A 26,503-nucleotide genomic window follows, 5' to 3' on the forward strand; every position below is an offset into this window, starting at 1 on the left:
GCCTCACCGGTCTTAGTAAAGTTCGGGGAGTGCGTTGTCACTTTTCTTTGCTGTATTGTCTTTCAGAGCCTTTTCTATCAGCAGGGTAATACTGCTGCCATTAAAGGCACTGTTCTTATCTGCGCTATAGAGAGTGGCGTCCAGCTCTGCCAGTGCGGCACTCAGGCGTACATCATTCAGCCAGACTTCAGCCTGTGCCAGCGACGTCATAGGTCGCCCCGATGCCGCCGATGCCCAAAGAATAATATTGTCCCGGATTGCCTGGGCGTTATTCTCACGGGCTGACTTTTTAAGTTCACGCCAATAATAGTGCTCGTCTTCTTTCTGCTTTTTATCCGCGTTTTCTTTTGCTGCCTTTTTTTCCGCAGACGTTGTTACCACTGTCGTTCGAGGTTGACGCAGCATCAGCCAGGCAACACCTGCGAGCAATAATCCGTTCAGAATAACCGAAATCCCCAGTGCCATTTTCCATAACGTAGAGTCTGCGGTGGCTTCGTTTGAGGCAGATGGTCCTGGGTTCTCAGTGACGCCGGGTGGCGTTTGCACCGTCGGGGCCGTCGTGCTCGCTGGCGTCACCGTGATGACGTGTTCTGGCAAGGTTGCGTACTCGACCCGGTTCTCTAAGGTATTCCACCACGGGATACTGACCTCTGGCAGGACGAGCTCCCCCGGAGCCCCAGGCACCAGTGCAACGCTTTGGGTAATGGTGGTTACTATGCCTTGCTCAGAAATAGAACTGTCGTCCTGAGTCTGGTCTGGGTAATAGCGAAGTCCTTGAACTTCAGCCATAGGTACAGGCGGAACCTGACCGGAACTAAGGCCTGTGGCTTTAAGGGTAAAGGTGCGGGTGACCGGTTCTCCCGTTTGCCACTCGGTGGGCGGGGTGCTGAATGCTTCTTCGAGAACAAAGCGACTGGCCGGAATCCAGGGCGCTTGTGGGTAGCTGTCAGGAATCGGATTAATGGTTAACTCAATCGGTTTACTGACAATGGTTTCAGCAGAACCACGGAAGCGGTTATAGCGGTCTGTCACACGCGCGGTAAAGCGCTGCCCCGGAATCACTAATGTGCCAGAGGACTCTGGAAAAATAGCGTAGCGCCTTTCGTACACACCAATTCGCTGACCATCAACCACTGTAATGTGTTTCTTCGGGTCCATCAGAGGTTGAACGCGGGCATTGGCTACTTCGAATTCAGACAATGAAGCATCGTCGTGATTGACGGTGTAGTACATACGCTCAATATAGAGCAGTTGCTCCTGCACGTAATGCGTGCCGCTGCTGACTTCAACCTCGAAGAAGAAATGTTCAGATTTTTCAGGCTCGGTCGTCGCGGTGTCTTCAACATTAATACGGATAGGATCGCTGTATTCGCCCTTATATGACAGCGCTGGAATTAATACTTCGCCAGTGCGGCGGGGTAGCAATTCGACTTCCCAGCGGGTTGTTGAAGTACTCTTGCCATTAACGTTTGAGCTTTCTTTGCTGATGCGCGGCCGACCAACTATGTTCCAGTCGCGTTCCAGTGCCGACAGGTCTGGCATGTCGGTGGATAACAGATTCAGAAAACCACCCTGAGTGTCTACGTGCTGCAGTTGCAGAGTCACGGGATCTGAGCGGCCAATCTGTTTACGATCAACGCTTGAGATAAATTCAGCGGCCAACACCAGTTGGCTGGTGACTAGTAGCGCGGCGGTAATAATCCAACGGATTACCATAAAACGTCCTCTTCCGTCTGATCTGCACTCTGGCGGTACTGATATAAAAACTTACGTTGCATCAGCAGACCCGGGTTATCTTCGACTTCGTTCAGCACGGATTCCATCGCCGCTTGCTGCTCGCGGGACAGATGGCTGAACTCTCCATTTTCTTCACTGTTTTGTTGCTCTGCGGCTGTTTGCTTCTGGGCCTGACCTTCATCACCGTTTTGTGAATCCTGCTGGTCGCTCAGGCTGCGGTCTCCGGACTTATCGTTCTCTGGCTGCTGAGCTTTAGCTTGCTGCTGTTCTTGCTTTCCGGTCTGTTGCTCAGCTTGTGCTTGCTCTTCAGCCATCTCTTCAGCATAGGCATCATCGGCAGACTGCTGTTCAGAGTCCTCCCCGGATTCTGAATTCTGGCTGTCAGAGTTCTGGCCTGCAGAACCCTCTGAGTTTTCCGAAGAGTTGCTGTCGCTTTGATTATTCTGATTCTGGTCTGAATTCTGCGATTCTGATGAGTTGCTCTGTGAATTGCTCTGTGAGCTGTTGTCGCCATTATTTTGCGATTTGTCCTGTTGCTGGTCGTTCTGAGAGTTGTCATCAGAATTCTCAGAACCGTCTTCAGAATCAGACGAAGATTGCTCTTGCTGCTTTAGTGCTTCTTCAACCAGTTCAAGGTTTTTCTGCGCTTGTGCCAGTTCAGGGTTTAACTCCAGCGCGTCCCGGTAGGCTTCGGCGGCCTGTTCAAGCTTGCCTTGTTGTGCACGGGCATTGCCGAGGTTGTACCTGGCTTCAGCAGAATTACTTCGTGCGAACGCTTCTTCTGCCGCTTCGTAATTTCCAGCGCGATAATGCGCCGCTGCTTTCCACTCAGGATCATTAAATAATTCGGCAGCTTTTGCGGGGTCATTCGCCATAAGCTCTGCGGCCTGCTGATTGTCCGTTTGCCAGGGATTAGCATGGGCGGTTTCGGGTAGCAGTGGCAAGATCAATACAACACTGAACAATACACCACGACGAAAACCCACAACGGCAATTGGAATCAACACAAAGGCCAGCCAGTATCCGGCATCCTGCCAGGTTTCAAACGTTGTTTCCTGAGCGTTCGCATCGTTGCTGCCAGGAAAACTGCTGGTAAGGCTGCGCCAGTCACTGTCGTTGTAGCTCATGGTTCGCCAACGACTGCCAGTGGCTTCGTAAAGTGCCTGCATAGGTGCCGTATCGAGCTTTGGCAGAACGATCGTACCATCGCCCTTTTTCAGAAACCCCTGATCGCCTATAGGTACCGGAGCACCTTCGGCGGTTCCGACAGCGATCACGCCAAGTTTTACGGAATCACTAAGTGCCAGCGCAATGCGCTCAACGTCTTTGTTCTGAATACCGTCGGTGATTAACAGTGCTGTCGCTTCGTTAACGCCGGCATCCGTCATCAGTGTTCTTGCCTGAGCCAGTGCCTTATCGGGCCGGCTACCCAACTTTGGCATTATTTCGGGCGACAGGGAGGTCAGCAGATGCTCTACCGTCGCTTTATCGTCGGTGAATGGTACGACGGTGTGGGCTTCTCCCGAGTAGGCGATGACTGCAGTGATGCCGTCTTCCCGTCCTCTTACAATATCGGTGGCTTTGCGAATTGTCCGTGTTGCACGGTCCGGTGCGACATCTGTGGCGTTCATCGAAAGCGACATATCGATGAGCAGCACCAGAGCATCCGGATTGCTGATCACAGGAACCGCTTTGCGCTGCCAACTGGGGCCAGACACGGCGACAATGGCGATGGCTGAAGCGACAGAGATAGCGATGACGCCCAGTATCGATGATTTGCCCGGCGTACGGTCGAGCATGTGCGATTGAAGAGCCGGATCAATTAACTGATCCCAGCGTCCTTTTCGCAGTGTCCGCTGCGCCAGCCATACGGTCATAACGACCGCCGGAATCAGCAGCACCAGCCAGATAGGACGCATAAAGTGAATGTTATTCAGGAATTCACTCATGACAGACCTCGCCTGACAAGCATGAGCTGAGCCCAGCCAAGCAGGAGGGCGACCAGCAGTGGCCATTGAAATAGACCAGATTCAGGTCGGTAGGTTTTATTTTCCCGCTCAGTCGGCTCGAGTTCGTCGATCAAGTCGTAAATCTGGCTGAGTTCTTCGGTATTACGGGCGCGGAAGAAGCGCGCTGACGTCAGGTCGGCGATACTTTGCAACTCGCCCTCGTTTAATTCACGCGAAGGATTGATGGTACGACTGCCAAAGAAACTGGGTACCTGCATACTCTCGGCGCCCAGACCAATGGTGTAAATTTTAATACCCAATTCGGACGCCAGCTCGGCGGCTCTGACCGGCTCGACTTTACCAGCGGTATTTTCCCCATCAGTCAGAAGCACAATTACCTGGCTGTCTGACGGGTTCTCACGCATACGTTTTGCCGCGAGGGTGATGGCATCGCCAATGGCGGTTTGTTTTCCTGCCAGACCAAGAGCAGCTTCGTTCATAAAGGTACGGACGGTTTCACGGTCGAAGGTCAATGGTGCTTGCAGGTAGGCGTTTGAGCCGAACAGTATCAGGCCCAGACGGTCGCCTTCGCGTTGGCTGATAAAGTCATTCAGCACGTGTTTAACAATTTCGAGGCGGTTTACCGGGCGGTCATTCAGTTCCATGTCGGCGGTATCCATACTTCCTGAAATATCGACTGCGAGCATCAGGTCCCGGCCTTCTGCAGGCAAGCGTATGGGCTCGCCTAACCAGACAGGGCGAGCCAGTGCACAAACGAGAGCCAGCCAGGCTATAGCGGGCAAAAGCCATTGACGAGCACGGGTTGAATCATCAGAGGCAGTGCCTGATACGCTGTTCCATTGGCTAAGATCAGGAACCTTAAGCGCCGCATCTTCCTGAACTCTGGCGGGAAGTAGATAACGTGCAATCAGGGGCAGTACAAGGAGTGCAAACGCCCATGGGAACTGAAACTCAAACATTGGGTGATTTCCCTGCGGCGTCTGAGACGGCTTTGCGTACACGTTCTGGCGATGTGCGTTTTAACCACTGGCGCAGTTCACTATCGATTAACTCTGCGGCCAGGTCGGGCTGTTGTCGGTACGAACCGTTAGCCAGCGCATCCGTTGTTTTCATTGATAGTGTCGCCCTCGGGTTTATCCTGACAAGATAGGCCGTCCATTCCTCACCGCTGAGTGATAAATTGCTGCTCTCGTCGCAAGCCTTCAGATATCGTTTAAGTGTTTTGTTCAGATTCTGGCAGTAGCGGGTTGAGTCCTGATTATCTGCATATTCTGCCTTTGCCTGATCAAGAAGCGGCAGGGTGAGCGCAAGCGTGCCGCGATGACGATTCCAGCGGATAAATAACCACATCAGTGTAGCAGTAAGAGCAATCACAGCGGCTGCACTCACCCACCAACCCCATGCCAGCGGGAATATGCCTACCGCGGCGGGTTCAATAATATCTTCTAATGGCAGAGCTGCTGGATTCATACGTGCGCTCCGGACAGATCGACAGTGAAGCCCATCCCCTTACGCAGGCAATCCAGAGGGTCCTGGTGCGTCTGAACGTCGATAAGTGGTGTTTTCAGGTGCAGAAGAGATTGCTTAAGCTCGGCAGTCCACGCCTGCCATGCACTCAGCTGTTCGGCGCTGTCGCGGCTGCTGATATTGAGCCGCGAGCGTTGCTTGCCATCCGTCAGCACGTAGTCTCCGGCGGGCTTCTGTATTTCAAGCGGGTCAGTCACCCGAATGGCAATCAGGTCGCAATGGCGGGAGACACTGTAGAGCGCTCGTTCACACTCCTTATCGAACCCGCGCCAGTCAGAAACGATATAGACGGCTGACCCTGGGCGGGCAACCCGTGCCAGGTGGCGACAGATATCGAGCATTCTCGGTTGAGCCGCTACGGCTTCTGTTACTGGCATTTCGGCCAGTCGATGAAGATAAGCCATTAATGTTTTCCGACCCGTGTGTGGACGCAGGTCAAATTCATTAACGTCGTTAAATATCAGGCCACCGACGCGGTCTCCCTGCATGGCTGCCGACCAGGCGAGTAATGCCGAGATATCCGCGGCGACGACTCGCTTGAGTGCTCTGCGGGTACCGAAGTTCATCGTACTGCGCAGGTCAGTGACGAGCAGCACTGGTCGTTCGCGTTCTTCGCGGAATACTTTGATGTGAGGCTCGCCTGTGCGCGCCGTCACGCGCCAGTCCATCGAGCGGATATCGTCTCCCGGCTGGTATCCTCGCACTTCAGCAAAGTCGATTCCGCGGCCGCGAAGCTTCGAAGAGTGGCCTCCCGACTGCTCATTGAGAATCTTTTTCTGACGATGCAGGGGCAGAAGGTTGGACAACACCCGCAACCCCGCAAGACGGGTCGGGTTGATGACTGTCCCATCTGAAAACTCGCGACGGACCATCAGGCTACAGGTACTCGGGACAGCAGTTCGTTGATGACGGTGTCTGTGGTCAGGCCGCTGGCTTCAGCTTCGAAGCTGAGCAGAATGCGATGACGCAGGACATCATGTGCTACTGCCCGTACATCGTCAGGACTGACATAATCGCGCCCCTCCAGCCAGGCATAAGCGCGAGCACAACGGTCAAGAGCAATCGTGCCTCGTGGGCTGGCACCAAACTCGACCCAGCGTGCGAGATCATCACCGTATTTTCCTGGCTCGCGGGTCGCGATAATAAGTTGCACCAGATACTCTTCAACGGCTTCGCTCATGTGCATCTGTAAGACCTGGCTGCGGGCCGCGATCAGGTGCTTCTCGGTTAGTTTGCTGCCGTCGTAGTCTTTATGTGCGAGGGCTTCACCGCGTGCCAGGCGCAGAATCGACTGTTCAGCGCTGGCATCCGGGTAGTCAATTTTTACATGCATCAGAAAGCGGTCGAGCTGGGCTTCCGGCAGAGGGTAGGTGCCTTCCTGCTCAATCGGGTTCTGAGTGGCCATCACCATGAACACTTCTGGCAGCTCGCGGGTAACACCACCGACAGTGACCTGACGCTCAGCCATGGCTTCCAGTAACGCGCTCTGAACCTTGGCGGGCGCACGGTTGATTTCATCAGCGAGAATCAGGTTGTGAAAAATAGGGCCTGCCTGAAAATCGAAGCTTTGTGTCTCAGGGCGGTAGATTTCTGTCCCCGTGATGTCACCGGGTAAGAGGTCTGGCGTAAACTGAACACGTTTGAATTCCCCCTCCATACGATCGGCGAGGGCGTTAATCGCTTTCGTTTTCGCAAGGCCAGGTGCGCCTTCAACCAATAAGTGTCCATCGGCTAATAATGTCAGGAGCAGCCTCTCAACGAGCTGAGGCTGGCCAATGATGGTTTTCTGTAGATTGTCACGGAGTTGTTGGAATCCGTTTTGTAAGCTCATTTGAATCCAGTCCTGATTCTTATCGGTGTGTTGGCCTCTGAATTTCCAGAGTGACAAGGATTTTAGAGATTCCGCTGTGGCGGTCAACGCTCTGATCACGCCTTGTTAATAAAGTTATCTGCATGTCGGTAAAGTAGCGTAAACATTCCTTGCGTACGCTCAAGTGGCAAAGCTGACAGATAGTCTAAGCTTTAGACATAACTATTACTGGAACCCTGTGGCGAGTGACTGCAATGCTTACACCTTTACACGCTCTGATCAACGAACGGAATGAGTCTTCTCTGGCGTCTCAGTTAACGCGGTTCGCAGACCTTTACTACTCAGGTGCGCCCTCAGATGAGGTACTCAGCCGATCTGTAGAAGATCTGTACGGAGCCACGCTGTCCTGCTGGCAGTTTATCCAGCTCCGCGCTGAAGGAGAGCCAAAGGTTCGTGTATTCAACCCAGATCATGAAAACCACGGTTGGCAGTCTCTTCATACAGTCATTGAAATTGTCTTCGATGACATGCCATTTCTGGTTGATTCGGTGCGGATGCAGCTTAACGCCCGCCAGATGTCACTTCATGCTATCCACTATTGCGTACTGCATGCCGGCCGTGATGAGAAAGGCCAGTTCAAATCGACAGGGCAGTGGCACAAGCCGGGTAAAGGCAAGACGTCAGAAGCTATTATATACATTGAGGTAGACCATCATTCTGATGAGCAGTTGATGGCCGACCTCGCGCAAGAGATTGAAGAGGTTCTGCGAGAAGTACAGCGCTGCGTACGCGACTTCCCTGAGATGCTTGAAAAAGCGAAAAAGACGGCTCAGGAACTACGCGATGCATGTACGGTTAATGATAAAGAGGCCTGCACCGAGGCAGCCGAGTTTGTTGATTGGATGGCCTCTAACCACTTCACTTTTCTGGCGTACGATGAGTTCACGGTCAGTGATGCGAAGTCTGGCAAAGTTGTGGATCGCGACCCTACTCATGATCTGGGAATCTTCCGTAATATTGATACCACACGTTCACGTGTTCAGCTAAAAGAACTGGAACCTGAGATCCGTGAATTTATTACCGGACCGTCGCTGATTAATTTTATGAAGTCAGGAAACCGCAGTCGCATACATCGTCCTGCTTACCCTGATTATGTTGTTGTGAAGCGTTTTGATAAGCACGGAAACGTGATCGGTGGCATGCGTTTTATGGGCTTGTTCACCTCAATTGTCTATATCGAGACGCCGAACAACATTCCGATTATCCGCCGTAAACTCACAGCGATTCGTGAGAAAGCTGGTTTCGAACGCGCAAGTCACAGTGCCAAAGAGCTGGATCGCATCCTTGAAGTGTATCCCCGCGATGAGCTGTTTCAGTCGGATGTTGAGCAGCTGTATAAAACGGCCAACAGTGTCTTGAATATTCAGGAACGGCGTCAGACGCGTGTGTATCTGCGCAAAGACACATACAGCAAGTTCCTCTCGTGTATTGCTTATACACCGCGAGATGTTTACAACACAGAACTGCGTCAGAAAATGGAAGATATTCTGACTCAGGAGTTCAGCCCGCTGGACATTGAATTTAATACCTACTTCTCTGAGTCGGTTCTGGCAAGAACGCACTTTATTGTGCGCCTGAATCCCGAAAAAGAGCTCAGCTACGATGAGGCTGTGGTCGCCAATAAAATCCGCCAGGTCGTCCGTTCCTGGACTGATGACTTGCACGCGGCTCTGGTTGAGCAGGTGGGCGAGGAACGTGGAAATATTCTTTATCACGAATATCGTTCAGCATTTCCAGCGGGCTACCGTGAAGATTTTTCTGCCCGCACCGCTGTGGCCGATATCCAATACATGGATACCCTTAAGTCTGCTTCTGAAGGTCAACTCGGTATGTCTTTTTACCGGGAACTTGAAGGAGGCCAGAACGAGCTCAGGTTTAAGCTGTTTAATCCAGATACCATTCTTCCGCTCTCTGACATTATTCCAGTGCTGGAAAACTTCGGTCTGCGAGTGATGGGCGAGCATCCATACGAGATTGTCTGCAGTGACGGTCGTCGTGTCTGGATTCATAATTTCTCACTGAAATATACCCTGTCTGACAGCATCAATATTGCTGAGGTAAAACAGGTCTTCCAGGAGGCATTTCGCGCTATCTGGGATGGTCGCGCAGAGAACGATTCGTTCAACCGGCTGGTACTGGGTGCCAGATTAGGTTGGAAAGATATTGCTCTACTAAGAGCCTATGCAAGGTACATGAAGCAGATTCGCTTCGGTATTTCTGAGAATTATATTGCCGACACGCTGAGCCGTTATATTCCGATCAGTGCTCAGATCGTGAATCTCTTTCATGCACGCTTCGGCCTTAGCGATCAGTCTTCTGACGAGCGTAGCAAAGCAGTCGCTGAGGTCGAAGGTCAGATCCATGAGGCGCTCGACAGCGTTGATCAACTGAATGAAGATCGAGCTATCCGTCGTTATATCGAGCTGATCAAAGCAACGTTGCGTACTAACTACTTTCAGCCGGATGCCGAGGGTAAACCGAAGAGTTATCTGTCATTTAAGATTAAACCATCGGAAATTACCGACATTCCTCTGCCACGTCCGATGTTCGAGATTTTCGTATATTCTCCGCGCATTGAAGGTGTTCACTTGCGCGGTGGTAAGGTCGCACGCGGCGGTCTGCGCTGGTCCGATCGTGTGGATGATTTCCGTACCGAAGTTCTCGGGCTGGTAAAAGCTCAGCAAGTTAAGAACGCGGTCATTGTCCCTGTGGGAGCCAAGGGGGGCTTTGTATCCAAGTGTCCGCCAACCGAGGGTGGACGCGATGCCTTTATCGCTGAAGGTATTGCCTGTTATCAGACCTTTATCAGTGCGCTTCTTGATGTCACCGACAACCTGATTGAAGGTGAAATAGTGCCACCAGAGTCAGTTGTTCGCCACGATGAGCCTGATCCGTATCTCGTCGTTGCTGCAGATAAGGGCACCGCTACGTTTTCAGATATCGCTAACGAAATTGCTGTGAATCGCGGCTTCTGGATGGGCGATGGTTTTGCGTCCGGCGGTTCGGTAGGTTATGACCATAAGAAGATGGGCATCACCGCACGCGGAGCCTGGGTATCGGTGCAGCGTCACTTCCGTGAGCGCGGTATCAATGTTCAGACAGATGATTTTACTGTCGTGGGCATCGGGGATATGGCGGGCGACGTATTTGGCAATGGCATGTTGCTGTCTGAGCATATTCAGCTGGTCGCAGCCTTCAACCACATGCATATCTTTATCGATCCTGAGCCTGATTCTGCTTCCAGCTTTAAAGAGCGTAAGCGGCTGTTTGAACTGCCACGATCAAGCTGGGAAGACTATGACAAGTCATTAATTTCTAAAGGTGGCGGTATATTCTTGCGTTCGGCAAAAAGTATCGACATTACCCCAGAAATGAAGAAACGTTTCGGCATCAGTGAGAGCAAGCTTGCGCCGAATGAGTTGATTAAAGCAGCTCTTAAGGCCGAAGTTGATCTGATCTGGAACGGTGGTATTGGCACCTATATCAAAGCATCGTCCGAGCTGGATTCTGACGTTGGTGACAAGGCCAATGATGCACTCAGAATTAACGGGAAAGATGTCCGTGCGAAAGTTATCGGTGAGGGCGGGAACCTCGGTGTCACTCAACTTGGCCGTATTGAGTTTGGTCTTAATGGCGGCGCGTCGTATACAGACTTTATCGACAACGCGGGTGGCGTTGACTGCTCTGACCATGAAGTAAATATTAAGATTATGCTCAACGAGATCATGGATAATGGTGATCTCACCCGTAAACAGCGTAATCAGGTCTTCCTGGAGCAAACCGACCCGGTTGCGGATCTGGTTCTGAATAACAATTATCACCAGACCCAGGCAATCGCACTTGCCTACCGTGATTGCCGAGAGCGTCTCGACGAATACATCCGTCTGATGAAAGACTATGAGCAGCAGGGTAAGCTGAATCGCTCACTCGAATTTTTGCCGGATGAAGAAGAATTACAGGATCGCCGCAACGATAATACGGGGCTGACAAAGCCTGAACTGGCCGTTCTGATTTCGTATACCAAAGCGGATATGAAAGAGCGTTTAAACGCCTCGAAAATTACGTCAGATGACTATATTTCGAAGATTCTATCGACGGCATTCCCAGCGGCGTTGAATAAGAAATTCTCTGAAGCCATTAATAATCACCGGCTACGTAAAGAGATTATTGCGACTCAGCTGGCCAATGACATGATTAATCACATGGGCATTACCTTTGTGAATCGCCTGGGAGACTCTACTGGTGCCTCGATCGTCGATATCGCCCGGGCCTATGTGACAGCTCGGGATACTTTCTCCCTGCATGACCATTGGCGCGAGATCAGCGCGCTCGACTACAAGGTGCCAACAGCGGTTCAGGAAAACATGATGGCTGAGCTGATGCGCCTGGTACGACGCGCGACGCGCTGGTTCCTGCGCAATCGTCGTGTTGCGGTAGATATCGCCAGCGAAGTCGATCGCTTCGGGACTGCTGTGCAACACATAGCTCACAACCTTAGCTCGACTCTGAAAGGTGATGCTCTCAAGCGATGGCAGCAGGAGTTTGACCAACGGAAAGAGCAGGGTGTACCCGAAGACCTCGCTGCATTTACGGCAGGTGCCGGTGAGCTGTACTCCTCTCTCGGGATCATCGAAGCTGCGTCTCAGTCTGATTGCCCGGTTGAGCGTGTGACTCAAGCTTACTTTGGCGTTGGCGACCACCTGTCACTGAACTGGTTCTTACGTCAGATCAATGATTTGCCGACCAGTAATCACTGGGAAGCGATGGCACGTGAAAGCTTCCGTGATGATCTTGACTGGCAGCAGCGTTCGCTCACTGTGGGCATTCTCAAGGGGCACTCTGACGAAACCGACCTTGATGTTGCAATTGAACACTGGGAGAAAGAGCAGGATATTCTCGTCGAGCGCTGGGGGCGTATGCTTGAAGATCTTAAGAGCATCGAACAGACCAGCTTCCCGATGATCGCCGTCGCTCTGAGGGAGCTTCTGGACCTTGCTCAGGCAAGTCGTCACGCCTGAGATTTGATCTGATGCCTGCGCCGGTGTAAAACTGCGTTTTTCACCGGCGTGTATCGGGTTTTGATCAGACTACTTATTTCATTCTTTCTGCTGTCGACACTTATTCCGTCTACTCTGAGCGCAGCGGAGGTTGATCACTTCAGCCAGCTGCCTGCTGTGGATATGGCAGACAGCCGCTCGCCGCTCAACGACGAGGTGGCACAGCGAATAGACCGCGCCCTGAAACGCGCCAATCGAAATGCTCCGCATTTAAAACCACGCAAAGTACAGCGTGTGCCTAAGCAGTCGCGTTGTGATGTAGATCGCTTGTACGACTCTTTTCGCGTATTGCTGGCCCGGCCAATTGTAGGTCAGGTCGAATCCTTTGCTGAGCAGCACCCGGATTTAGATCGCATTCGCATGACCCTGCCTGATTCCATCTATCGCGATTTTACCTGGCCGCATTCACCGACACTCGTTCTTTCAGAGCGGGTAGCGTCGGTTGTTCGTGTGGGCGAGCACTTTGTCGGCACGGATAAGTTCGGGCACTTTTTTACCGAGGGATTCAGTTATTTTCGTGAAACTGAGCGGATGACGCTGCCACTGAAGCATGCCTTTCTGTTTGGTGAATGGACCGAATCTGTTTATTTTGGTGCAGAAACGACCGGGGTGTATTCGTTTGCCGATCTGGTGGCCAACTTCAACGGCCTGAGATTCTGGAACCGGATTCTGTCGGAGCATCCAGATCCTTTGCTGGAACGAGCACTTCCGCCTTATGTTGCCTGTGAGGATGAAAAATGGGTCGTCGCGGCAAAATTCGACTGGCGTGAGTACATAGACCCTGCCTGGAACGAAAGTGTTAACTGCTCAATGATGCGCACGCTGGGCCTGCTCGAGAAAGTACTGAATACCGGGCCTGTGTGTAATCCAACGCTGCTGCCATGGAGGCGTTACGGTGAACTGGCACCTGTGCTTTTTAACCAGCATGGACTTGCCGTTTTACCAGACTATCTTCAGCCTGAAGTTATCCTGACTCAGCGCCACCCTGAACTCATGACCGAAAGCCGCATTTCCTGGATAAAAGGCGTTCGTGAGTGGCTTGAGAAATGGCGTATCCGTCAGGATGTGAAGCGTGAGCAACGGGCCGTTGCGGGGGATCGGCAGGGAGTCGCACCATGATGCAACGAATCATCGTCGACCTGAATATCAGTAGCGATGAATATCTTCGCTATTATCAGGGGGATGCCCGGACAGTGCTTGCGTACTCAACGGACGGTAGAAAGGTTCGGTTCCCTGCGGGGGTACTGCAGCGCGTAGTTACTCGCGATGGAGTGCGCGGGCGCTTTGCCATCCTGTTTAATCAGCAGGGCAAATTCGAGGGAATTGAGCGCGTCGGCTGACTTTTTAGCCGAGAGGGATCTACAGCGGCCGCATTAGTCCCTATAATGCGCGCAAATCTATTGTCACCCTGATGTATTGAGAGATTACTATGAGTTGGTACAGCCTCGCCCGACATTTCCTGTTTATGATGGATGGAGAAACATCCCATGATCTGGGGCTGAAGATGCTGGGCAGAGCGGAAAAGCTCGGCGTACTTGGCTTATTGGCTAAAAAGGTACCGGATCAGCCGGTCACCGTTGCTGGAGTTACCTTCCCGAATCCGGTTGGCCTGGCCGCCGGGCTGGATAAAAATGGTGATTACATTGACGCCTTTGCACGTCTGGGGTTTGGTTTTATTGAGATTGGCACTATTACGCAGCGTCCTCAGCCTGGTAACCCGAAGCCGCGTCTCTTCCGTCTGCCTGAAGAGCGCGCCATCATCAACCGTATGGGCTTCAACAATAAAGGTGTTGATCACCTGGTTGAGCAGGTTAAGAAAGCGAAGTTCAAAGGCGTGCTGGGCATTAACATCGGTAAAAACTTCGATACCGCAGTGGAAGACGCCACATCAGATTATTTGATCTGCCTTGAGAAGGTTTACCAGCACGCGACGTACATTACGGTCAATATCTCCTCACCAAACACACCCGGGCTTCGCACTTTGCAGTACGGCGATGCTCTACGTGATCTTCTGATGCCGCTGAAGGCGCGTCAGGCAGAACTTGCGAAAGAGCATGGTTACAAGCCAATCTTTGTGAAGATTGCGCCCGATATGGAAGACGAAGAAATTGATACCGTGGCGCAGACGCTTCTCGATTGTGAAATTGACGGCGTTATTGCGACTAACACCACCTTGTCTCGTGAAGGCGTTGAAGGTTCAAAACATGGCGCTGAGGCAGGTGGTTTATCCGGCGCGCCAGTCACTGATCTTTCAACCATGACCATTGAGCGACTGTGCGGCGTATTGGGTGATCGTATGCCTGTTATTGGTGTTGGCGGCATTCTCGAAGGTGAAGATGCAGTTGATAAAGTACGTGCAGGCGCCTCTCTGGTTCAGGTGTATTCTGGCTTTATTTATCGTGGCCCAGAGTTGATTGGCGAGTGCGTGCGTTCTCTCAGCAAAGCCTGACCGACGCGGATTAGTTAGTAGCATATAAAAAGCCCGGCATAGCCGGGCCAAGCTCCCCGGGTGAGGGAGACGTGAGTCTGACGAAACTCGTCAGGAGTGGAGTAAAATTCTTCAGTGGCGGGTAATTACACCGCCATTCGATGAATACCAGAAACGCCGGTATAACCATCCCAGTTGTCTTCGCGTCCGGATCGCCAACCAGCCATCCAGTCGTCGTGTGTAGGGCCTGCGGGGGCCAGATCTTTGGAGCGGCGTTCTACGCCTGCCCGGTAGCCACGTGCAAAGGCTCTTTCCTGCATGTCGCGTTTCTGTCTTTTCATAGAGTTGCTTCCTCGCTGTTATTAAAACATCGGTTAGCCACAGAAAAATCGGCGGACCACGTACAGTTGTACCGTGACAACACGGTGAATGTTAATGAATTATTTCTTCTAAGTGATAAGGTTTTAGCGCCTTTTCGCTATTACCCTGAGTGTATGAATGTATGAGTGACGTAGAATATAACGATCCAAATACCAATTGGCTGGCTGTCTGTGCAAAGGGCACCGAAGCATTACTGGCCGATGAAATCAGACACTTAGGCGGAAGTGTTGATAAAGAGAGCCATATTGGCGTCTATTGGCACGGTGATCTGGAGGCCGCCTATCGGGTGTGTTTATGGTCACGTCTCGCCAGCCGCTTGCTGCTTCCATTGTTGGAATGTCAGGTAGAAAGCGCCGATGAAATGTTCAAAATGGCGAAGACGGTCGACTGGCCCTCTTTATTTCCCGTTGAAGCGACGTTCCGTATCGATTTTCACGGCAGCAGTCGGTTTATCAATAACACTCAGTTTGGTGCGCAGCGCATCAAAGATGCGGTGGTCGATGTCTTCCGTGAGCAGACGGGCGTGCGACCATCGGTCGATAAGTCGGGTGATATTCGTATCGAAGCCCAGTTGCGCAAAGGGCGTCTGTCGCTGTTTCTGAATGTCTCCGGGGACAGCCTGCATCGTCGGGGCTATCGCCTACAGCCGGGCAAGGCGCCGCTGAAAGAAAATCTGGCCGCGGCCCTGCTGATCCGTGCCGGCTGGCCTGAGCTGGCAAAAGAGGGCAAGACCCTTGTTGACCCTATGTGCGGCTCGGGCACTTTACTGATTGAAGCCGGCCTCATGGCCGCGGACGTAGCACCGGGTCTTAACCGGCAGGGCTGGGGGTTTGATCGCTGGAAGAGCCACGAACGTAAGCTCTGGATGAAGCTGGTGGATGAAGCGCGCCAGCGTCGTACTGACGGCATCAATGGGTTGAAGAACCGTTTGTATGGCTTTGATATTGATTCTGAGCAGCTGAATGCGGCCAACAAGAACCTGGAGCGATCAGGACTGGCGGGCAAAGTGCATCTTGAGCGTCGTGATATCAATGACCTGCGCGTTCAGAAAGAGGTAATACATCAGGGCGGTATGGTGATCTCCAACCCGCCTTACGGTGAGCGCCTGAGCGAATTACCTCAGCTAGCGCCTCTGTATCAGCAATTGCATGATGCCACCATGAAATTACCTGAGTGGCGTGTTGCTATTTTCACCGGCAATACGGACCTCGCCCGCGCTATTCGTCGCCCTCTCGATAAACAATATAAGTTTATGAACGGCAAAATCGAAACCAAATTGTTGGTTTTCGGGGCGGCCGACGAACGCTCATCACGTCCGCAGCCGAGTGCGATACGCGGCCCGGTAGAAGCCTTTGCGAATCGTCTGAAAAAGAACATGAAGAATCTCGGTAAATGGGCAAACCGTGAGAATATTCATTGTTATCGCATATACGATGCCGATATTCCGGAATACGCGGTGGCCGTTGATCGTTACGAAGACTGGCTTCACGTGCAGGAATACGTACCGCCGAAGTCGATTGACCCTCAGGTCGCTGAAAAGCGTCTGCTGGATGTTCTTGCAGCCTTACCTGAGGTCACTGGCGTGCCTGCGGAGCAGATTGTACTCAAGCGCCGTGAGCGTCAGAGTGGTAAACGTCAGTACGAGAAGCAGAGCGATGAAAAGCACACCATGACCGTCCGTGAAGGGCAGGTGAATGTGCTGGTGAACCTTCGCGACTATCTCGATACCGGTCTGTTCCTTGATCACCGCCCGACGCGCCTGCATATTGCAAAACAGGCGGCGGGTAAGCGTTTCCTTAACCTGTTCTGTTATACCGCAACGGCGTCTCTGCATGCCGCGGCTGCCGGCGCACAGACCACCAGTGTCGATATGTCGCGCACCTATCTGAACTGGGGCCGTGATAACTTCCGTGCTAATGAACTGAATCCTGACGAGCACAGCTTTATTCAGGCCGACTGTCTGCAGTGGCTGAAAGATGACACGGGCGAATACGATCTTATCTTTATGGACCCGCCAACCTTTTCAAACTCGAAGCGTATGGAAGGTGTGCTGGATATCCAGCGTGACCATGTGGATCTTATTCGCATGGCGATGGACCGGTTAGCGCCCGGTGGCACGCTGATATTCTCAAATAATCTGCGTAAGTTCAGCCTCGATCGTGATGCGCTGTCGGAGTTCAGTATCCGGGATGTGACGGGCAAGTCGATTCCTAAGGATTTCGAACGTCGCCAGAATATTCATGTGTGTTTTGAAATCTCGCACCGCGATTAAACTTTAAGTTTGGCTTAACCAGGGAAGGTAAAGGTTGTCATTAAAATCGAACTGGCCACAAATCAAACGGACGTTAGAGCAGTCGCAGGCCTCAGCCGTGCATTGCTCCATTGCGACGGTCTGCCCTGACGGTACTCCGCATATTACACCTGTCGGCACGGTATTTCTTCGTGATGATCAGACGGGCTTCTTTTTCGACCACTACGCAGTGTCACTGGGTGAGAACATAGACTCGAACCCGAACGTCTGCGTGTCGGCAGTAAATGTAGGGCGTTGGTTCTGGCTCAAGTCGCTGATAACCGGGCGTTTTGCCGCGGAACCCGGTGTTCGACTCTACGGCAAAGCTGGCCCGGCACGGCCAGCTACGACTGAAGAGCTCCAGATGATTCATAAACGCGTTGCTTCGACCCGGTGGTTGAAGGGAGCACGGATGCTCTGGAGTGATTTTCAGGTGGTCAGAGATATCGAGTTTACTGATTTTAAGCCTGTGGCCTATCCCATGATGATGGACGGGATGTGGTCTTCTGATTAAATGCACTAGTAGGGTGCAATACTGTCCATTATGGTAAATATTGGTGCTATATCTGAGTGATGCTGTTTGATAATGCCTCACGCATAAGAATTTCTGCATTACGCTAGCGCACGCCAGCTCTATCCTTGTGCGTTTTCATTGTCCGATTGTCGCAAAGTGGACAAAGTGGCACATCTCCTGCTTAAACGTTCCCCTATCGAAGGATTCTTATGGGCTTTTGCCCTGATGTTGCGCAAAGGGCACCGCTAGAGTGCGCCGCGCCAAATACAAACTTAACGAACTATCAGAGGACAACTCGTGGATATCACAGGTATCAACTCCGCTGTCGAAACTCTTATGTACAGCGCGAACACAATGTTTATTCTGCTGGGTGCCATCATGGTACTGGCGATGCACGCAGGCTTCGCGTTTCTTGAGGTCGGTACAGTACGTCACAAGAACCAGGTAAATGCCCTGGTGAAAATCATTACTGATTTTGGCATCTCAACCATTGCCTACTTCTTTATCGGTTATCAGGTTGCTTATGGCATGGACTTCTTCGCCAGTGCTGCGGAGCTGACTGAAAACAATGGCTATGAGCTGGTGAAGTTCTTCTTCCTGCTGACCTTTGCGGCGGCAATTCCAGCCATTATTTCTGGTGGTATTGCTGAGCGTGCGAAGTTTTACCCAATTCTGATTGCTTCAGCACTGACGGTTGCATTCGTATATCCATTCTTTGAGGGCATCATCTGGAACGGCAACGCCGTCTTTGGTTTCAGCCTGCAAGCATGGTTAGAAGAAACCTATGGCGCTGGCTTCCACGATTTCGCCGGTTCTGTCGTTGTGCACGGTGTCGGTGGCTGGATTGCCTTTGCCGCTGTCTTCCTGCTGGGTGCGCGACGTGGTCGCTACCGTGACGGTAAAGTTACCGCATTTGCTCCTTCAAATATCCCATGGTTGGCTATGGGCGCGTGGATTCTGACCGTTGGCTGGTTCGGTTTTAACGTGATGTCTGCACAAACACTGGACGGTATTTCGGGGCTGGTGGCTGTAAACAGCCTGATGGCGATGGTCGGTGGTGTTGTTGTTGCCATGGTTGTTGGTCGCAATGACCCAGGCTTTATTCATAATGGCCCTCTGGCAGGCCTGGTAGCCGTGTGTGCTGGTTCAGACGTATTGCATCCAATCGGTGCACTGCTGGTTGGCGGTGTTGCTGGTGCGCTGTTTGTTTGGGTCTTCACTCTGGCTCAGAACAAGTTTCCTAAGTTCGATGATGTGCTTGGTGTATGGCCACTGCACGGCCTGTGTGGTGCCTGGGGTGGTATTGCCTGCGGTATCTTTGGTACAGAAGCGATGGGCGGTCTGGGTGGCGTAAGCCTGATGTCTCAGCTGATCGGTACTGTTGCTGGTATCGCAGTGGCTCTGATTGGTGGTTTCATCGTCTACGGTCTGGTGAAGGCTGTATCGGGTATCCGTCTGAGCGAGGAAGAAGAATTCAATGGTGCGGACTTGTCGATCCACAAGATCGGCTCGACCAGCAACGACTGATCCGTCGTACTGTTGATAAAACCCGTTTCGGCGGGTTTTTTTATGCCTGTACAGACGTAAACGGTGAAGCAGAAATCAGATGATCGTCGCCAGAAACTCAGCGACTTTGACCGACGCCGGGCCGTGAAAGGCTTCCTGAAACGCATCGGCTCCGCGCGAAGGTTCCAGGTTAATTTCTACGGTTCTGGCATTTACGCTGTTTGCTACCTCGACAAATCCGGCTGCAGGGTAGACGTTGCCAGAAGTACCAATACTAATGAACAGGTCGCATTGCTCTAACGCTTGATAGATTTCTTCCATGTCCAACGGCATTTCGCCGAACCAGACAATATGCGGTCGCAAGCTGGGTGTGTTACAGCATTCACAAAGACTGGTCGCATTAATATCAGTCTGTTGATTATGAATTCTTCCGGTGTTCAGGCAGCGGGATTTTTTCAATTCACCATGCATATGGATGAGATTCTTCGAGCCTGCTTGTTGGTGCAGATGGTCGACGTTTTGTGTGACCAGTAAAAAATCACCGGCAAAGTTCCGTTCAAACTCGGCAAGTGCAATATGAGCCGGGTTAGGATTGACGTCATTAAGCTGTGCACGGCGGCCGTTGTAAAAACGTTGCACCAGGTTGGGGTCTCGCGCGAAGGCTTCGGGTGTCGCTACATCTTCCAGGCGGTGGTTTTCCCATAGGCCTCCGTTATCCCGAAACGTATTGATGCCCGATTCAGCAGATATTCCTGCGCCAGTCAGTACGACGATACGTTTCGGTGTTGTCATTACTTTTCTTCCTCAAAATGGTCTGAGAAAAAACCACGGATCTCGTCGGCGCGTTGCATTGCATCACTGTAACCGAGATCAATCAGTGCTTTACAGAATCCCTTAGAAAACAACAGATAACTGAGAATACCAGAGCCGTTCTGTCCGGCGTTTCCGCTGCCGCCTAATGTCATTTTCAGCGCTTTGGGAATTTCGGCGGCGTGTTCTCCCGCAATCTGGTCGATCGAACGGCTGGGATTAATCTCCAGCAATTCAATCGGTTTAAGTTCCATGCCGGCTTCTTTGCGAACGTCTTCAGGGATGCTTGTCAGTGTACGGTTAATACGACGTAAGCGTTCGACGTCGGTTTCCATGCTGTCGAGGAAGGCGGCGTTTAACATATGTCCCATGACTTTAGCCGGGCTCGGATACGCCGCAGGAGGTTTCACGTGATCTTTGCGCTTGTGCGCAATACCAGACACACCAATCACCATGACTTTTTCGGCGCCAAGGTGAAGGGCTGGGCTGATTGGTGCCAGCTGGCGAACTGCGCCATCAGCAAAATACTCACCGTGCAGTTTCACCGCTGGGAATATCATGGGAATGGCAGAGGATGCCATCAAATGGTCAAGCGTGATTCGAGTGCGTTTGCCAACCCGGCGGTGGCGATTCCAGTTGGTAATGCTGTAATGCCCCTGGAAAAAAGCGACTGATTCTCCCGTTTCGAGACCCGAGCAGTTAACCGCGATAGCATGTAAGGCGCCGTTATCAATCGCTCCCTGAATCTGGTCGAATTTAATTACCTCGCCAAGAAGCTCTCGTAAAGGTTGATTATTCAGCAGCGATACCGGGTCATTTTTAAATCGCTTTCCCATAACCATGGATCGCGCCATTCTGAGAATGCCGTGTGAAACACCGAGAAAATCAGTGCGATAAATATGATCTGGGGTGAAATGCATCCAGATACGTTCGAGATGCTTGATACCTATGCGGTAATTTTCCGCGTAACTGGCAAGGGCGACACCATTAATCGCGCCGGCGGACGTCCCTGAAATAACATCGAACGGATTGTAGTGGCCTTTCGGGAGAATTTTATGAATAGCTTTTAATACACCGACCTGATAAGCAGCTCGGGCACCGCCACCAGACAGAATCAGCCCTGATTTTTTTACTTCCAAAAGCACCTTCCAGAGGGTCGTTCGACTTTTATGAATAAGCCACGAGTATAGTGCATAATGGTCGCCACTGTGATGACCTGAGGCCCGAAATGTTCACTGGAATTGTGCAGACCCGACTCGCTGTTGCTGATGTTCTCAAGAAGGAGGACTTCGCGACCTTTATCTTTGAATTCTCTGATGAGTTGACCACTGGTCTTGAAATCGGTGCTTCGGTGGCGATCAATGGAACCTGTCTGACAGCCCGATCTATCGACAAAGATGGCACTGGAAATGCGCGTGTCAGCTTCGATGCCATAGGCCAGACCTTAAAGGTCACTAACCTTGGTGATCTCAGTTCGGGGATCATCGTGAACATTGAGCGGGCGGCAAAGTTTGGTGATGAGATTGGCGGGCATCTGCTGTCTGGCCACATTATGCAGCAGATCAAGGTCGTCGAGGTTATTGAGTCGGCGAATAACCTTGTGGTCTGGATGGAGCGTCCAGCGACGCTTGTTCCTTATCTTCTTGATAAAGGCTATGTCGCTCTGAATGGCTGCAGCCTGACGATCGCGGAGGTGGAGCGCGATCGCTTCTCTGTCCACCTGATCCCAGAGACGCGTGATGTAACCACGTTTGGACTGGTCTCGGTAGGCGATAAAATCAATGTTGAAGTTGATCCACAGACGCAGGCAGTGGTTGATACCGTTCAGCGTCTGTTGGGTTCCGCAGATGCGTTGGGGTCTCTATTGGAGACGATCAGAGCGACTTCAGGTAACGGATAATATCGCCTGACTCGTACATCCACTCCTGTTTGTCACCGTCTTCTATCAGCAAGCAGGGGACGGTAGTGCGGCCAGTGGCTTCCTGCTGTTGTTTCCGGTACTGACTGTTTTGCATCACGTTGCGCTTTTCTACTTCGACACTGAAGCTCGGCAGTGCCATGAGTACACGCTGACAAAATGGGCAATAGTCGTGGTAGTAGAGGGCGTAAGTCATTCAGGGGTATCCCTTTAACTGAGAATTCTATGGTTGAGTATACCGAACATTTGGTCTTGTTTCTTATTGCTGTTGTCGCTAACTGGTTTTCGGCTCTGGCAGGCGGTGGGGCGGGGCTGATTCAATTACCCATTCTTATTTTTATGGGGCTGCCGTTTTCTCTGGCGCTGGCAACGCACAAAATTGCGACCGTTGCCCTCGGGCTGGGAGCAACGGTGCGGCACCTTCGGGAGGGGCATCTCGATAAGCTGATTCTGCTGGTTATTTTTCTTGCGGGTGCGCCCGGTGTGATTATGGGCGCACTGTTTATTCTTGATGTTGATGGTCGTCAGGCAGAAATCGCGCTCGGTATCCTGACCCTGATGCTGTCTCTTTACTCCTGGTTCCGGCCGGAGCTTGGTTTGGCGACAGAGAACAAGCACCGTGATTTCGTGGGGCTGCTAATCGGCGCGCTGGGGTTGTTTGTTATCGGTTTTGCTAATGGCGCTTTATCGGCGGGTTCTGGTTTATTTGTCACCTTATGGCTGGTCTATTGGTTTGGCCTGGAATATAAGCTCGCAGTCGCTCAGACGCTGGTGGCTGTCGGCCTTGGATGGAATGGCACGGGTGCGGTCACTATGGGTGCGGTTGCTGAAGTGAAGTGGGACTGGATACCTGCGTTGATCGCCGGCTCGCTGGTCGGCGGCTATCTGGGCGCGCATACCTCGATACAGTCGGGTAACTTGCTGATTAAGCGACTGTATGAGGTCATTACATTGCTGGTCGGTATCAAGCTTCTCTGGGGCTGAGGGTTCGTCTGCGAATACTGATCAGGGCCAACAGTAGTGTTAGCCATACGCTTGTAGTACCCGCACCGGTAGACGAGTCTTCATCTGACTCTGTAATCAGTGTGATGTCGACGGTTTCGGCGCTCGCCGCTGGATTGAGATTCACGGTCACGGGCGGCAGAGCGCTGTGGTCCACTGTCATGCTCTCGGGCAGGGCGCTGCCAAGTGTGGATGTCCACTCATACTCTATACGCGTATTGCTCAGCTCGTTCAGGTCGGCCAATACCTGACTTCCATCACTGAGGTTTATAAGAACTTCGGGCAGTTCCGAGTCAAAGTTGAAGCCCTGAGCCTGAATCAGACCGGTGAGCGTATATGAAACTGCTGCCGGATCGAGAGTCACAGAAACCGCGTTGGTATTGGCCGGTACCTGGAGCTCTTCAGCGCTGAATTCATCGCCGTCGATTTCAATATCAACCGCCGTTGCGGGAACAACGATGGTCGCAATGCCGTTGGTATCTGTCTCTGCATTGGCATCCAGACCCCAGCCCTCCAGTCTGTCGTCGACAATACTGATGTCTGCGCCAGCAACCGGACGGCCGCTGTCGTCAGTTACGGAAATGGTGACGGTGCGGCTTGCAACAATATTGAGGTTGAGTTCGCTATCCGGCACATTGCTGGCCGTCGCTGTGACGGTTCCGTTGAGGATGGCGCTGAGTGACAGACCTACCGTTGCGCGGTTGAATTCACTGCTTTCGTCCGGTGCATTAATCGAGGTAAGTGGTGAGCCGGTCGTATCTAAGAAGTCGACACCACCGCTGCCCGAAAGGCTGATCGTGGTTGCTGCACTGGCACCTTCGATGTAAAGCAATGCAGAATCTGTGCTTTGCAATAAAGGATCGACGGAAGCGGTCAGGCGAAGCGGGCGCTCAATGTAGAAGGTCGCTGTGTTGCCACTGCCGTCACTGACGTCGAGCGTATAGACACCCGCAAATGCCCCTGAATCTGGCATGACGAGCGAGCCGTTGCTGATCAGTTCAGAGCGGTCGACGCCGTCGAAGAAGACACCTGTTGTGTAGTTACCTGTGCCACCGGCAGGGGTGACTGCAATTGCTCCCAGACCGCCATCGTAAGTCTCACTGTCGTTGAGAGAAACACCGCCGAGTGTGAGCGTGATCGGTGCAACAGCCGATGGGTCTGTCAGCTCGACTGAGAAGCTGGTATCGGCGCTGAGGGTGCCGTCAGACACTGTGACCGTAATCGTTGTGGTCGCGGAGTTGGCGGTCGCTGCAGTGACTGTCAGCGTTGATCCACTTATCGCGACGGTCGCGACGCCAGTATCAGCTGATACGGCACTGAAGGTCAGGCTGTCGCCATCCACGTCGGAGCCGCTGAGGCTGATATTCCGGCTGCTGTCCCACGCAAGGGTTTTATCGCTGATGCTGTTAATGGCTGGAGCATCATTGAGGTTATTGACGGTAACGCTAATGGTTTCTGAATCTGTCAGGTTGCCGTCGGACACGCTCACCGTCAGATTGCCACTGCCGAAGTAGTTAGCCGTAGGCGTCAGCGTGACTGAGTTTCCGGAGATGCTGGCTCCCAGTTCGGTATCGGCACTGGTGATTGAGTAGGTCAGGGAATCGCCATCAGCGTCTGTTGCAGAAAGGCTGAAGCTGAGAGTCGCGTCTTCGTTGAGGCTCTGAGCGCCTACGGAAGCCAGGACAGGGGCATCGTTAGTTCCCGATACGGTGACTGCAAAGGTGTCTGAGTCGGTCAGTACGCCGTCGCTCACCTGCACAGAAACATTGCCCGTGCCACTGTAGTCAGAATCAGGTGCGAGACTGACGGTATTGCCAGAAACAGTGGCATTCAGTTCGGCTGAGGAGCTGGTGATGCTGTACGTCAGGCTGTCCCCGTCGATGTCGGTTGCCGTCAGGGCGACTGTGGTTGAAGTGTCTTCTGGAATTGTCAGATCAAAAACCGCCGACAGCACCGGCGCATCATTGATGTTGTTGACTGTCACCGTGAAGGTTTCAGAGTCACTCAGGCTGCCATCCGAGACGCTGACCGTGACGCTGCCAGCCCCTGTGAAGTCTGTGGCGGGATCGATACTGAGAGACGTTCCGCTCAGAGAAACGCCCAGCGCTGCTGTGGCGCTATCAAGCTGGTAGGTCAGGGAATCTCCGTCGACGTCTGTAGCGCTCAGAGTCAGAGATGTGCTGGACTCCTCGTTGACGGTTTGATTGCCGACTCCAGCAAGCACTGGCGTGTCGTTGACAGGGGTTACCGTGACGGTAATGGTCTCTGAATCGCTGTCTTCGCCGTCAGTGACGTTGATGGTCAGTGTTCCTGAACCATTGAAGTTCGATGTTGGTGAAATACTCAATGTTGTGCCACTGACGCTTGCACCCAGTGCCGCACTGTTAGCACCCAGAGAATAGGTCAGTGAATCGCCATCTGCGTCTGTCGCTGACAGGGCGACGTTCAGGCTGCCGTCTTCACTGAGTGAGCGATTGCCAATAACGCCGAGAGACGGTGGGCTATTGGGAGCACTCGCAGCGTTGTAACTCCAACCGATGTCGACCAGCAGCTGTTCAGCCAGACCGGCCGTATCCAGAAACTCAGTGTACTGAGGTTCCATCAGTTCATTGGGGGTCATTGCGGTATCGAAGTGAGAAACAGATGAGCCTGGCTCATACGATCCTGGCGCGTACATCTGTACCTCACCTGAATTGATCCCTGATGAGTAGTTGCCTGACTCTGCATTGGCCTCAGTTCCGCTCCAGACAAGGTTCGTACCACTGCGCATGACGTTATAGCGGGTGCCGGCAGCTTGATCGGTCAGCATCTGGCCAGTAGATGCGTCTTTAAGCTTGTAGGTGTAGGGGTCGAAGCCTTCTACAAATCCCCCGGCGGTATTCCAGCCCGCGCCACTTGATCCGTCTGACTGTAGATAGGTCAGGAACCCCATTCCGTGCATGATTTCGTGTAATACGACTGATAATAGGGAGTTATCGTTGCCGCTGGGGGCATCGTAGCCGTAATACCAGTTGGTATTGAACAGACAATTGTCGTTGTTATCGATCGATGAGTTGAACTGAGCATTGATCTCGACCGTACCTGGATCAGCATCACTGCCCACCTGCTGGTTGTACAGAGCATGGGGCGTAATACTGCGCGTTGCAAAGTCGAACTCGACAGCAGCAGGCCCGGCCTGCCCGAGGGTCGCAAAACTTGAGCTGCAGGTAAGCGGGTCGAATGACGAACCGACTCTGACCGTGGTAGCAATATCAAACGTGTTATTGAGGATGTCTGCCGCGCGCTGGAAGACATTGAGGCGCTGTTGCCCGAGAGTGGTTGCGGTATTTCCACCAACGGCGGCGACCACCGTCTGATCGTTGAACCCTTCGTTGGCGCCGTCGTTATTGACGATGACGACACTTGCCGAGGCCAGAGACGGAAGAGTCATCGCCAGAAGCGCAAAAAGGCGGGTGGAAACATTCACGGGAGCTACCTGCAGAGTACTGTCATC

General features: G+C 52.5%; 20 protein-coding genes. 9 read left to right on the forward strand and 11 right to left on the reverse strand.

Annotated features, from left to right (window positions below; all coding sequences use genetic code 11):
- Nucleotides 1-12: 12 nt before the first annotated feature.
- The 6 genes from B2R29_RS01815 to B2R29_RS01840 are packed head-to-tail and all read right to left on the reverse strand — an operon-like array spanning nt 13 to nt 7,065.
- Nucleotides 13-1,716, reverse strand: a complete 1,704-nt coding sequence (locus B2R29_RS01815; protein WP_301179523.1) for a BatD family protein — start codon at nt 1,714-1,716, stop codon at nt 13-15.
- A complete protein-coding gene (locus B2R29_RS01820; protein WP_301179524.1) occupies nt 1,710-3,686 on the reverse strand; it encodes a vWA domain-containing protein in 1,977 nt (658 codons plus the stop codon). The genes B2R29_RS01815 and B2R29_RS01820 overlap by 7 nt, the downstream gene beginning before the upstream one ends.
- Entirely contained in the window at nt 3,683-4,666 is a 984-nt protein-coding gene (locus tag B2R29_RS01825; protein WP_301179525.1) for a vWA domain-containing protein, read from the reverse strand. The genes B2R29_RS01820 and B2R29_RS01825 overlap by 4 nt, the downstream gene beginning before the upstream one ends.
- Nucleotides 4,659-5,177 carry a DUF4381 domain-containing protein gene (locus tag B2R29_RS01830; RefSeq protein WP_301179526.1) on the reverse strand — a complete coding sequence of 173 codons (519 nt, stop codon included), beginning with the start codon at nt 5,175-5,177 and terminating at the stop codon, nt 4,659-4,661. Before B2R29_RS01830 ends, B2R29_RS01825 begins: the two co-directional genes overlap by 8 nt.
- Entirely contained in the window at nt 5,174-6,106 is a 933-nt protein-coding gene (locus tag B2R29_RS01835) for a DUF58 domain-containing protein (protein ID WP_301179527.1), read from the reverse strand. Before B2R29_RS01835 ends, B2R29_RS01830 begins: the two co-directional genes overlap by 4 nt.
- On the reverse strand, nt 6,106-7,065 hold the full coding sequence (locus B2R29_RS01840; protein WP_301179528.1) for an AAA family ATPase: 960 nt from the start codon (nt 7,063-7,065) through the stop codon (nt 6,106-6,108). The genes B2R29_RS01835 and B2R29_RS01840 overlap by 1 nt, the downstream gene beginning before the upstream one ends.
- A gap of 233 nt (nt 7,066-7,298) precedes the next feature.
- On the opposite strand from B2R29_RS01840, the gene B2R29_RS01845 reads away from it, so the two are divergent.
- The 4 genes from B2R29_RS01845 to B2R29_RS01860 all read left to right on the forward strand — a co-directional run bounded on the left by B2R29_RS01845 (nt 7,299) and on the right by B2R29_RS01860 (nt 14,610).
- The gene (locus B2R29_RS01845) at nt 7,299-12,122 is read left to right on the forward strand and encodes an NAD-glutamate dehydrogenase (protein WP_301179529.1); all 4,824 of its coding nucleotides are present in this window, start codon (nt 7,299-7,301) and stop codon (nt 12,120-12,122) included.
- Between the two features lie 60 nt (nt 12,123-12,182).
- A complete protein-coding gene (locus tag B2R29_RS01850; protein WP_301179530.1) occupies nt 12,183-13,280 on the forward strand; it encodes a hypothetical protein in 1,098 nt (365 codons plus the stop codon).
- On the forward strand, nt 13,277-13,501 hold the full coding sequence (locus tag B2R29_RS01855; RefSeq protein WP_245820026.1) for a DUF2835 domain-containing protein: 225 nt from the start codon (nt 13,277-13,279) through the stop codon (nt 13,499-13,501). Before B2R29_RS01850 ends, B2R29_RS01855 begins: the two co-directional genes overlap by 4 nt.
- Nucleotides 13,502-13,590: 89 nt before the next feature.
- Nucleotides 13,591-14,610 (forward strand): quinone-dependent dihydroorotate dehydrogenase, encoded by a 1,020-nt coding sequence (locus tag B2R29_RS01860; protein ID WP_301179531.1) that lies wholly within the window; start codon nt 13,591-13,593, stop codon nt 14,608-14,610.
- Nucleotides 14,611-14,735: 125 nt separating this feature from the next.
- Here B2R29_RS01860 and rmf read toward each other — a convergent pair whose 3' ends face one another.
- Entirely contained in the window at nt 14,736-14,930 is a 195-nt protein-coding gene (rmf, locus tag B2R29_RS01865) for a ribosome modulation factor (protein WP_068437823.1), read from the reverse strand.
- Nucleotides 14,931-15,091: 161 nt separating this feature from the next.
- Between rmf and rlmKL the strand changes: the two genes are divergently transcribed.
- The 3 genes from rlmKL (at nt 15,092) to B2R29_RS01880 (ending at nt 19,301) form a co-directional block, all read left to right on the forward strand.
- Complete coding sequence (rlmKL, locus tag B2R29_RS01870; protein WP_301179532.1) at nt 15,092-17,242, forward strand: bifunctional 23S rRNA (guanine(2069)-N(7))-methyltransferase RlmK/23S rRNA (guanine(2445)-N(2))-methyltransferase RlmL; 2,151 nt, start codon at nt 15,092-15,094, stop codon at nt 17,240-17,242.
- Between the two features lie 34 nt (nt 17,243-17,276).
- Nucleotides 17,277-17,774 (forward strand): pyridoxamine 5'-phosphate oxidase family protein, encoded by a 498-nt coding sequence (locus B2R29_RS01875; protein ID WP_301179533.1) that lies wholly within the window; start codon nt 17,277-17,279, stop codon nt 17,772-17,774.
- A 303-nt stretch (nt 17,775-18,077) separates the two neighbouring features.
- On the forward strand, nt 18,078-19,301 hold the full coding sequence (locus B2R29_RS01880) for an ammonium transporter (RefSeq protein WP_301179574.1): 1,224 nt from the start codon (nt 18,078-18,080) through the stop codon (nt 19,299-19,301).
- Between the two features lie 75 nt (nt 19,302-19,376).
- Here the strand turns inward: B2R29_RS01880 and cobB are convergent, their stop codons facing one another.
- Both cobB and B2R29_RS01890 read right to left on the reverse strand, forming a co-directional pair.
- The gene (gene cobB, locus B2R29_RS01885; protein WP_301179534.1) at nt 19,377-20,072 is read right to left on the reverse strand and encodes a Sir2 family NAD+-dependent deacetylase; all 696 of its coding nucleotides are present in this window, start codon (nt 20,070-20,072) and stop codon (nt 19,377-19,379) included.
- A complete protein-coding gene (locus B2R29_RS01890) occupies nt 20,072-21,229 on the reverse strand; it encodes a patatin-like phospholipase family protein (RefSeq protein ID WP_301179535.1) in 1,158 nt (385 codons plus the stop codon). Before B2R29_RS01890 ends, cobB begins: the two co-directional genes overlap by 1 nt.
- A gap of 89 nt (nt 21,230-21,318) precedes the next feature.
- On the opposite strand from B2R29_RS01890, the gene B2R29_RS01895 reads away from it, so the two are divergent.
- Nucleotides 21,319-21,990: a riboflavin synthase subunit alpha gene (locus tag B2R29_RS01895; protein WP_301179536.1), complete on the forward strand. Its 672-nt coding sequence runs from the start codon at nt 21,319-21,321 to the stop codon at nt 21,988-21,990.
- Here B2R29_RS01895 and B2R29_RS01900 read toward each other — a convergent pair.
- Nucleotides 21,965-22,204, reverse strand: coding sequence for a glutaredoxin family protein (locus tag B2R29_RS01900; protein ID WP_301179537.1), 240 nt, complete (start codon nt 22,202-22,204; stop codon nt 21,965-21,967). The genes B2R29_RS01895 and B2R29_RS01900 overlap by 26 nt on opposite strands.
- Before the next feature lie 29 nt (nt 22,205-22,233).
- On the opposite strand from B2R29_RS01900, the gene B2R29_RS01905 reads away from it, so the two are divergent.
- On the forward strand, nt 22,234-22,992 hold the full coding sequence (locus B2R29_RS01905) for a sulfite exporter TauE/SafE family protein (protein WP_301179538.1): 759 nt from the start codon (nt 22,234-22,236) through the stop codon (nt 22,990-22,992).
- Here B2R29_RS01905 and B2R29_RS01910 read toward each other — a convergent pair.
- Nucleotides 22,973-26,503 (reverse strand): tandem-95 repeat protein (locus tag B2R29_RS01910; protein WP_301179539.1); only part of this gene is annotated, 3,531 nt, incomplete at its 5' end. The genes B2R29_RS01905 and B2R29_RS01910 overlap by 20 nt on opposite strands.

Origin of the sequence: Thalassolituus sp. UBA3500 (genome assembly GCF_002377545.1) — a bacterium.
In the GTDB taxonomy this organism is placed as follows: Bacteria; Pseudomonadota; Gammaproteobacteria; order Pseudomonadales; family Oceanobacteraceae; genus Thalassolituus.

Bases quoted from the DNA above. Each gene is read 5' to 3' on its own strand.
- B2R29_RS01815 (WP_301179523.1), bottom strand. From the start codon at position 1,716: ATGGTAATCCGTTGGATTATTACCGCCGCGCTACTAGTCACCAGCCAA.
- B2R29_RS01820 (WP_301179524.1), bottom strand. From the start codon at position 3,686: ATGAGTGAATTCCTGAATAACATTCACTTTATGCGTCCTATCTGGCTG.
- B2R29_RS01825 (WP_301179525.1), bottom strand. From the start codon at position 4,666: ATGTTTGAGTTTCAGTTCCCATGGGCGTTTGCACTCCTTGTACTGCCC.
- B2R29_RS01830 (WP_301179526.1), bottom strand. From the start codon at position 5,177: ATGAATCCAGCAGCTCTGCCATTAGAAGATATTATTGAACCCGCCGCG.
- B2R29_RS01835 (WP_301179527.1), bottom strand. From the start codon at position 6,106: ATGGTCCGTCGCGAGTTTTCAGATGGGACAGTCATCAACCCGACCCGT.
- B2R29_RS01840 (WP_301179528.1), bottom strand. From the start codon at position 7,065: ATGAGCTTACAAAACGGATTCCAACAACTCCGTGACAATCTACAGAAA.
- B2R29_RS01845 (WP_301179529.1), top strand. From the start codon at position 7,299: ATGCTTACACCTTTACACGCTCTGATCAACGAACGGAATGAGTCTTCT.
- B2R29_RS01855 (WP_245820026.1), top strand. From the start codon at position 13,277: ATGATGCAACGAATCATCGTCGACCTGAATATCAGTAGCGATGAATAT.
- B2R29_RS01860 (WP_301179531.1), top strand. From the start codon at position 13,591: ATGAGTTGGTACAGCCTCGCCCGACATTTCCTGTTTATGATGGATGGA.
- rmf (WP_068437823.1), bottom strand. From the start codon at position 14,930: ATGAAAAGACAGAAACGCGACATGCAGGAAAGAGCCTTTGCACGTGGC.
- rlmKL (WP_301179532.1), top strand. From the start codon at position 15,092: ATGAGTGACGTAGAATATAACGATCCAAATACCAATTGGCTGGCTGTC.
- cobB (WP_301179534.1), bottom strand. From the start codon at position 20,072: ATGACAACACCGAAACGTATCGTCGTACTGACTGGCGCAGGAATATCT.
- B2R29_RS01895 (WP_301179536.1), top strand. From the start codon at position 21,319: ATGTTCACTGGAATTGTGCAGACCCGACTCGCTGTTGCTGATGTTCTC.
- B2R29_RS01900 (WP_301179537.1), bottom strand. From the start codon at position 22,204: ATGACTTACGCCCTCTACTACCACGACTATTGCCCATTTTGTCAGCGT.
- B2R29_RS01905 (WP_301179538.1), top strand. From the start codon at position 22,234: ATGGTTGAGTATACCGAACATTTGGTCTTGTTTCTTATTGCTGTTGTC.